Source organism: Dokdonella sp., from assembly GCF_051958935.1.
Lineage (GTDB): Bacteria > Pseudomonadota > Gammaproteobacteria > Xanthomonadales > Rhodanobacteraceae > Dokdonella_A.
Genome location: NZ_JBQCFP010000111.1, coordinates 1 through 6,997, shown reverse-complemented (window position 1 = coordinate 6,997; position 6,997 = coordinate 1). Strand labels below are relative to the sequence as shown.

Annotated in this window: 8 protein-coding genes; all 8 read right to left on the bottom strand. The window is 67.3% G+C overall.

Annotation, left to right across the window (positions count from 1 at the left end; all coding sequences use genetic code 11):
* A partial coding sequence (locus tag ACTHK2_RS11085; RefSeq protein ID WP_440245773.1) for an ABC transporter transmembrane domain-containing protein occupies positions 1-409 on the bottom strand: 409 nt, incomplete at its 3' end.
* Positions 406-984: a TlpA family protein disulfide reductase gene (locus ACTHK2_RS11080; protein ID WP_440245772.1), complete on the bottom strand. Its 579-nt coding sequence runs from the start codon at positions 982-984 to the stop codon at positions 406-408. The genes ACTHK2_RS11085 and ACTHK2_RS11080, both read right to left, overlap by 4 nt.
* Positions 981-1,514 (bottom strand): MauE/DoxX family redox-associated membrane protein, encoded by a 534-nt coding sequence (locus ACTHK2_RS11075; RefSeq protein ID WP_440245771.1) that lies wholly within the window; start codon positions 1,512-1,514, stop codon positions 981-983. Before ACTHK2_RS11075 ends, ACTHK2_RS11080 begins: the two co-directional genes overlap by 4 nt.
* On the bottom strand, positions 1,511-2,389 hold the full coding sequence (locus ACTHK2_RS11070) for an SDH family Clp fold serine proteinase (RefSeq protein WP_440245770.1): 879 nt from the start codon (positions 2,387-2,389) through the stop codon (positions 1,511-1,513). Before ACTHK2_RS11070 ends, ACTHK2_RS11075 begins: the two co-directional genes overlap by 4 nt.
* Positions 2,382-3,383: an MvdC/MvdD family ATP grasp protein gene (locus ACTHK2_RS11065; RefSeq protein WP_440245769.1), complete on the bottom strand. Its 1,002-nt coding sequence runs from the start codon at positions 3,381-3,383 to the stop codon at positions 2,382-2,384. Before ACTHK2_RS11065 ends, ACTHK2_RS11070 begins: the two co-directional genes overlap by 8 nt.
* A gap of 145 nt (positions 3,384-3,528) precedes the next feature.
* The gene (locus ACTHK2_RS11060; protein ID WP_440245768.1) at positions 3,529-3,714 is read right to left on the bottom strand and encodes a hypothetical protein; all 186 of its coding nucleotides are present in this window, start codon (positions 3,712-3,714) and stop codon (positions 3,529-3,531) included.
* Between the two features lie 155 nt (positions 3,715-3,869).
* Entirely contained in the window at positions 3,870-4,751 is an 882-nt protein-coding gene (locus tag ACTHK2_RS11055; protein WP_440245767.1) for a helix-turn-helix transcriptional regulator, read from the bottom strand.
* Positions 4,752-4,950: 199 nt separating this feature from the next.
* Positions 4,951-6,852 (bottom strand): hypothetical protein, encoded by a 1,902-nt coding sequence (locus tag ACTHK2_RS11050; RefSeq protein WP_440245766.1) that lies wholly within the window; start codon positions 6,850-6,852, stop codon positions 4,951-4,953.
* Positions 6,853-6,997: the final 145 nt, after the last annotated feature.

Genomic DNA, 6,997 nt, shown 5'->3' with positions numbered 1-6,997 from the left:
GCGCGGATGTCATCATCAACGAGTCGTGCACGGCCTCGGTGTCGCCGGAAAGGCGGCTACCCAACTCGCCGACCGTGTGCTGGTCGTAGAACGCGACCGGCTTGCGGATCAGCGCGCCGAACAGGCGCCTGCGCATTGTCGCGGACACTCGGTGCCCGGTCGATTCGAACAGGTAGTAGCGCAAGGCCGAGGCGATCGGCATCAGCAATAGAATGCCCGCGATGAGCAGGCCGGTTTGTGTGCCGACGGTCTTTCCGCCCGCGACCGCGCCGTCCACGACGCGCGACAGCGCCTGCGGGAAGGCGAGCTGCAGCGAAACGGCGACGAGCATGGCCACCACACCGGCGGCGAACCGCCGCCAGAACGGCGTCAGCAGCGCCAGTCGTCCGAACGAGGTCGCGCCGGTCACGACGCCGATCCGCCCGGCACTGCCGGCGAGGTGCCTTCGTCCGGACCGAGCTGGTCGCGCAAGCCATGCCATCCTTCGTCGCCGATATCGCCTCGCGCGACGAGCGTGCCTTCGGCGTCGATGAAGAGATAGTGCGGTGTCGAGAGCACCCGATTGAGAGCACGGTATTGCCGGCCGCGGACCCGCACGCACGCTGCGATCAACGCGTCACCCAGGAACCCTCGCAGTCGTCGCCGCGACTCCATCGTGACCAGCGTGATCCGCAGTCCCGCCGTCTCCGCCGAAGGGACCATGCGCGCGATCTCCGGCACCTTCGCGCGACACTTGGGGCATCGGCTCGACAGGAACACCAGTGCATTCGCGCGACCGTCTTCCGGCAGCGTAATGCGCGCGCCTTCGAGCGAACGACCTTCGACGACGGCGACCCGTTCACCGACGTGGGGTCGCGGCTCTGCCGTCGCGTTGACGACCATCGCGCGCGCTGCGGAAAGCACCTTCAACGTGAGCAACAGGTTCAATGCTAGCCCGACCGCGAGCGCCGCGCACAGACCCGCCAGTGCATCCACACCGATCACGGCGCGCCGTCCGACGCATGCAACAGCAGGACCACGAAGCGATGGAAGCGCGAGAGGATGACGATCGGCGGAAGAGCCGCCGCCATCGCCAACACGTGCTCGACCACGCCGGGACTTCCGGCCGACGGCGTGGATACGGCGCACACGACGAGCGCAGCGAGTACGACGAGGTTGCGCACGACGTCGTGCGTAGAGACCGGCCGCTCGCCTTCACCGAAGCATGCGCATCTGACCGCGTCGCTCCCGCCGTTCGCGCGGACCAGCAGTATGGTGAAGACGGTGAACGCGAGCAGCGCCGCGGCCAGTGCTTCGATGCGCCATTCCCTCGCGAAGACCAGCCCGGAGGCGAGCATGACTTCCGCCCCGGCGACCGTCGGCGCGAGGACTTTCGCGAACTTGTCGTCGACTCCGACGAAGCCCCCATGGCTGCGGCGCAACGCCGGCAGGTCGGCCGCCTTGGTCGCGGCGGCGTACGCGAGGAGGCCGGCGACGCCGATGCGGATGGCTTCGTCGATCCATGCCGCGATCACGGAACGCTCCGATGCCAGCGCGCACCGGCTCCGCCGGCACTGCGCAGCCGCGTGCGCACTTCACCGCGCGTGGCGACCAGCACGTCGCACCATTCGCCGTCGACGCGATTGGCTCCGCCCATGCGTTCGTTCGCCCTCTTGGCGAACACCCACGCGGCATCCGCGGCGAGCGGGTCGCGCACGACGGCAACCCCGAGCTGCGCCAGCTCGCTTCCGGTGAATGCGTAGTCGTGCGATCGCCGTCCTCCCATGAGTTCGGCCACGATGCGCCGTCGCGCCTCGAGCGGAACATGGCGCATGGGATGCGCGAGCAATTCCATCGCGGTCGCCTGCATTTCCAGGCTGATCCGGTAGAACATCGTCAAGGCGTGCGCGGAGACCGAACCGCACAGCAGCCGCAGCAACGCGATGCCCGCCGCGCGCGGCTCGACGCCGAACCACTCGTGCGCCATCTCGGGAAACGTCGTCACGTCGAGCCACGACAGCGACGAGGTCGCCGCAGCGCCCGTTTCGCCGCTCAAGTGGGGATCGATCGGCGAGAAGATCGCGAGGTCGCCGGCGACGATCTCGTCCCCCGCGAGCGCGAGCAGCGTGCCACTCGATTCGCAGTGGTGCGGCACGATGAACGAGAGATGGGTGGCCATGGAGCGCAGCAGCAAGCCGATGCGACGTGCGTCGTTGACGACGCCGCCGCGTGTGACAAGCACGACGTCAAGCCTGTCCTGCACGCCCATGGCGCGACAGGCCTCGTACAGCGCGGGCAGGATGTCGCGATCGATCGTGATCGCGACGAGCACGAGGACGCGGCTGTTTCGCAGCTTCTCGAGCCGGCTGATCGCCGCCCACTCGGCGTCGTTCGGACGTGGGTCAACCATGGCAGCCCTTCACCAGCAGGTCGGCGAGCGCACCCGCCATGTCGAGCTCGGGGACGAGTTGCTGCACGTAGAGGAACTGTCCCGCGGGATTGACTTCCAGGAACACGACATCGCCCTCGGGCGTCACGATCAGGTCGATCGCGCCGAACGCAAGGCCGTAGCTCGCGACGAGCGCGACGCAGGCGCAAGCCAATGCAGGCTCCAGTTCGATCGCGGCATAGCGGATCGGAGCCCGCATGTCCCTGCTGTCGATGCGCGTGCGTTCGTCGTCCTGCGAATCGAGCCGCGCAGCGAAGACCCGATCGCCGATCACCGTCGCCCGAACTTCGTACTGTTTGGCGACGTAAGCCTGGAACAGGCATGGCAGCTCGGCCACGGCGGCCATCAGCGCTTGCGCATCGTCGTCGACGATCGTGGTGGGCATCAGGCCGACGACACGCTCGTCGGCGGGCACTTCGCTCGCGCCGAGATCCGATGCGGACAGCGGCTTGTACACGATGTCGCCGCCGGCCGCGGCCTTGAAGCGAACGACGTCGTCCGGACGATTGGTGATGATCGTGGCCGGCGTCGCGAATCCGTGGCGCGACGCCCTGCGCAGTTGCTCGCCCTTCCACATCGCCGCGCGCGAAGCGGCCGGATGATTCACCCACAGGCAGTCCAGTGCGGCCAGCATGCCGAACAAGGCGTGCTCCGCCTCCATGCGGGCGAACGCGCGTTCCTGCCCGGCGAGCGCGCAGCGGAAGGCGAAGTCAGCCGTCTTGCGCGTCCACACCGAGCCAACCTCGCGCAATGCGATGACCGCTCCCGTCGGGGTGTGCTCGAGCGTGTCGTGCACGCCGTCGATGCCTCCGTACGAGAGGACGTAGTCGCGCGGAAAGGCGTCGACGTCGAGACGGAAGACTGTGATGCCACGATCGCGCAACCGCGGCACGATGCCGTCGACATGAACGTCGGCGCTGTTCGAGATGACCAGCGTGGAAGCGCGCCGACTCATGGCAGAGCCGCCAGCGCCTGATCGCGTACGCGGCCGCTGCCCGGAGCGCTTCGGCTCGACGTGCGCGCAAAGCGCCCCACCCGGAAGCCCGGGCGGGGCGCGCGCGATCCGATGCGGGCTGGCCCGCACGCAGAACGCGTCATCTTCAGCAGAACACGCCGCCGTCGGTACGCGGATTGATGCGGTAGCGCACTTCGCCGTCGAGGCCCGTGCACGTGGCCGCATTCGCGATGTCCTCGCGAACCTTCCACGTATTCTCGTTGCGGGCTTCGTTCTTCTTCGACCCGGCAAGCTTGAACGCGAACAGCTTGGCTTCCTTCTGCATTTCCATCGTGGATCACCTCGAATCTGGCAGTGGTTGATGTCCGGCGGAATGGGATGACAGCGATCGCCACCGGATGCCGCTGGAGCGGCTTCGGGACAGTAGATTCCGAACCGCGCGCAGGCAACGACAAAAATTACGAAAATTCCGTCGCTCCCGTTTCGCTATCCGCCGCGTTGCTCAACAGCGGACGCACTGCGGCGCAGCCGCGATGGCGGGACGCCGAAATGCCGGAGGAACATGCGCGCGAACGTGGCCGTCGATTCGATGCCGATGCAATGGACGATCTGCATAGTCGACCACGTCGTGTCGAGCAGCAGTCGACGTGCCTGCTCCATGCGGCGCTCCATGCGATACTGATGCGGCGCGCAGCCGAAGACGTGCTGGAACCTCGCCATGAAGTGGCTCGTCGACATGTGCGCGATCGCGGCGACGCGCGGGATCTCGATCGACGGGTCGTCGCCCCAGGCGAGCACCGCGCGCGCCCGCGCAAGTCTCGAGTACTGCTCGGTCCGTCGCTCGCGCGTCCTTCCCGAACAGCGGCGCGCGAGGTGCAGCGAGCGCCGCTGGCTGGCGAACAGAGCGGCAGCCGCCCGGCGGACAGCCACCTGAAGTTCGCTGTCGACGGCATTCCCGCCCAGCGCCTGCGCGATCGCCCGCATGGCGATGGTGGCGCGCACGTCGTCGTCCACGATATCCGAGGCCATGGCGACGCGTGTCCGCGCCGAAGGACGTGACTGCGCATCCGCGCGTTTCGGGCGTGCGATGCGCAACAGACGTGGCGTCCAACCCGGAACGGCCGTGAGTCGTGGCACCTCGTCGGAAGGACAGAGGAATGTCGTTCCGGCCGGGAGCCTCAATCGGTAGTCGCGGCATTGGATGGCGACGAATCCCTCGACGACATGCACGATGGCGCCGCCATGCGTCGCGAGTGGCCGTTTTCCCGGACACACCCATTCGATCGTCCAGCGGTCCCACTGCGAGGTGCCATCGATCGTGCGAGCAGCATCAGCCGATGCGAGCGGCGTGGGGAGTTGGTCGTTCACGATGCGACGTGTTCACGAAGCGCGGATCCGCCGATCGCGGGCCCCAAGCTCGTCGCCGGCATGGACGGAAACAAGGGGATACCTGCAGCAGCGCCACTTGGCCGAAACCCCTGACTGAAACTCCGGGGGACACGCGTGCGGGGATGCCGTGCTGGCCTGGTTCCCCGCACGCGACGCTGCATGGAACGGACGTGCCACCTCAGCGTTCGTCGACCTGCCTTTCGAGTGCGCCGAGGTCGCTGGGACCCAGGCCGTCCGGGCGCGAGACGAGATCGACGCTGCGCGGACGACCGTACATGTCCTCGCCGGCACGCGCCTGCGCGAAGTCGACGCCGAGGGAATCGGCGCGCAGGGTGTAGTTGCCGCGCTCCCCATTGAAGGTCGGCCGCCCGAACACCAGCGAATCGCTCGTGCGAGGATAGAAGCCAGAGAACAGCAGCCCGGAAACGGGCGTACCACCGAACTGCAAAGGATCCGAAGCGAACAGGTTGCGGCCGGGCTGGTCCACGATCGAGTCGTACAGGAAGAAGTTGAACGGGCCGTTGCCGAATACCGTCGGACCGAGGTCGTTGTTCGCGACCGTCGACGAGTTCATCTCGAACAGGCAACCGTCGCACTGCGAAAGCACGGTCCCGAGCGTGTTGTCTGTGACGAGCGCTTGAGAAACGACCAGCGAAGGCGTCGGATAGCTGCCACTGTTGCGCACGGCGAACAGGCTTGCGACCGCATTGCCGATCACGCTCAGGCTTTTGATCGTCATCTGCGCGCCGTTGCGCACCTCGAACAATGCGCCTTCCTCGCTCACGTGGCCGTCGCCGGCGTCGTCGACGTTGTTGGCCACGTTGCCGCAACCACGATCGAGGTTGCACACCAAGCGGGTGGCCGAGCAGGACGGATCGTTCTGGAAGCGAGCGCCGGGGCCATCGACCGATACGATCGTTCCGCTGACACCGGCCGTGTTGCCCTGGAACTCGCCGCCCCACGAGCAGACGCTCGATACGTCGTCGCCCCGCACGGGTGCCTGCGCGCGGTGGACGTAGATCACGCCGCCGCGTTCGCGCGCATGGTTGCCCGTCATCACGTTGAGATAGTCGTTGTCCCTGGAGGTTATCGTGACGACCGAGCGCCCCTGCGATGCGCCCAGCAGCGGATGGTCGGCGAGCGCGAGGACGCCGCCGTTGCGCGCCTCATTGCCGGAGAACGTGCTGAACGACCAGGCCGACTCGACCGGCGACAGGTGCATGATCACGGGCGATACCGCGAGGATCGCACCGCCGTCGCCGCCACTGATGTTGTCCGCGATGCGCGCGCGATGCCCGTCCATCGTCAGCATCGACTGCGAATTCATCGCGATGGCGCCACCGCCGTCGGCCGCGACGTTGGACGAGAGGTCGACGTCTTCCCACACCGTGAACGCGGCGACGCCCGCGCCCGACTTCAGCAGGACGCCGCCACCGACCGTGTTCGCGTGGTTCTCGATGATCTGCGTCGTGGCGATGTTGAGGCCGATGCTGCCGCTCTGCGCGAGCAACGCGATGCCACCGCCCATGCTCGCGTTGTTGCGGTCGATCAGCGAATCGGTGATGTTCAGGACGCCGTTGCCGACGAAGCGGATGCCGCCACCCGCGGCGGTTGTGCCGTTGATCGCGTCGCCTCGCGTGAAGCGCAGCTTTTCGATCGTCACCACGCCGCCGTTGATCGTCAGTACTGGCGCCGCCGCGCCGCCGTTGCCGTGCAACTCGGTCATGCCTTGCGGCGAGGTGTCCCAGCAATCGTCGAAGCCGCCGACGATCTTCACGTCCTGTGCCGGCGAGACGAGCGCCTGGTTCTGGTAGTAACCGCCGTTGACGTCGCGCGTGATCCAGATCTCGTCCGGGCCGGGGTTGCGCGCAGCCGCAGTGAGCGCCTGCTGCACGGTCGGGAAGCTGCAGTTGTTCGACAAGCCGCTCTTGCCGACCGTGAAGACGAACGCATGGGCGGGGCCGGCGACGAGCGCGGCGACGAGCCATGCGGCCTGCCGCAACCGACGCGAACCGCGTGCTACGTGGCTGCGATGCGTCGACCGATCTGCGGTGAGATCCGATTCCAACCTCTGGTGCATGAATGCTCCTGTTGCGGCGCGCTCGCACGTCGCGAGCGCTGCGGGGCCTGCACGGTCAGGAACGTCGATTCCGAGTGGGTAGCGCCAAGGCGTACGTCACTTCGCGACCTTGCGCGACGACCGAGGCGATCGTTCGACGCGGCCG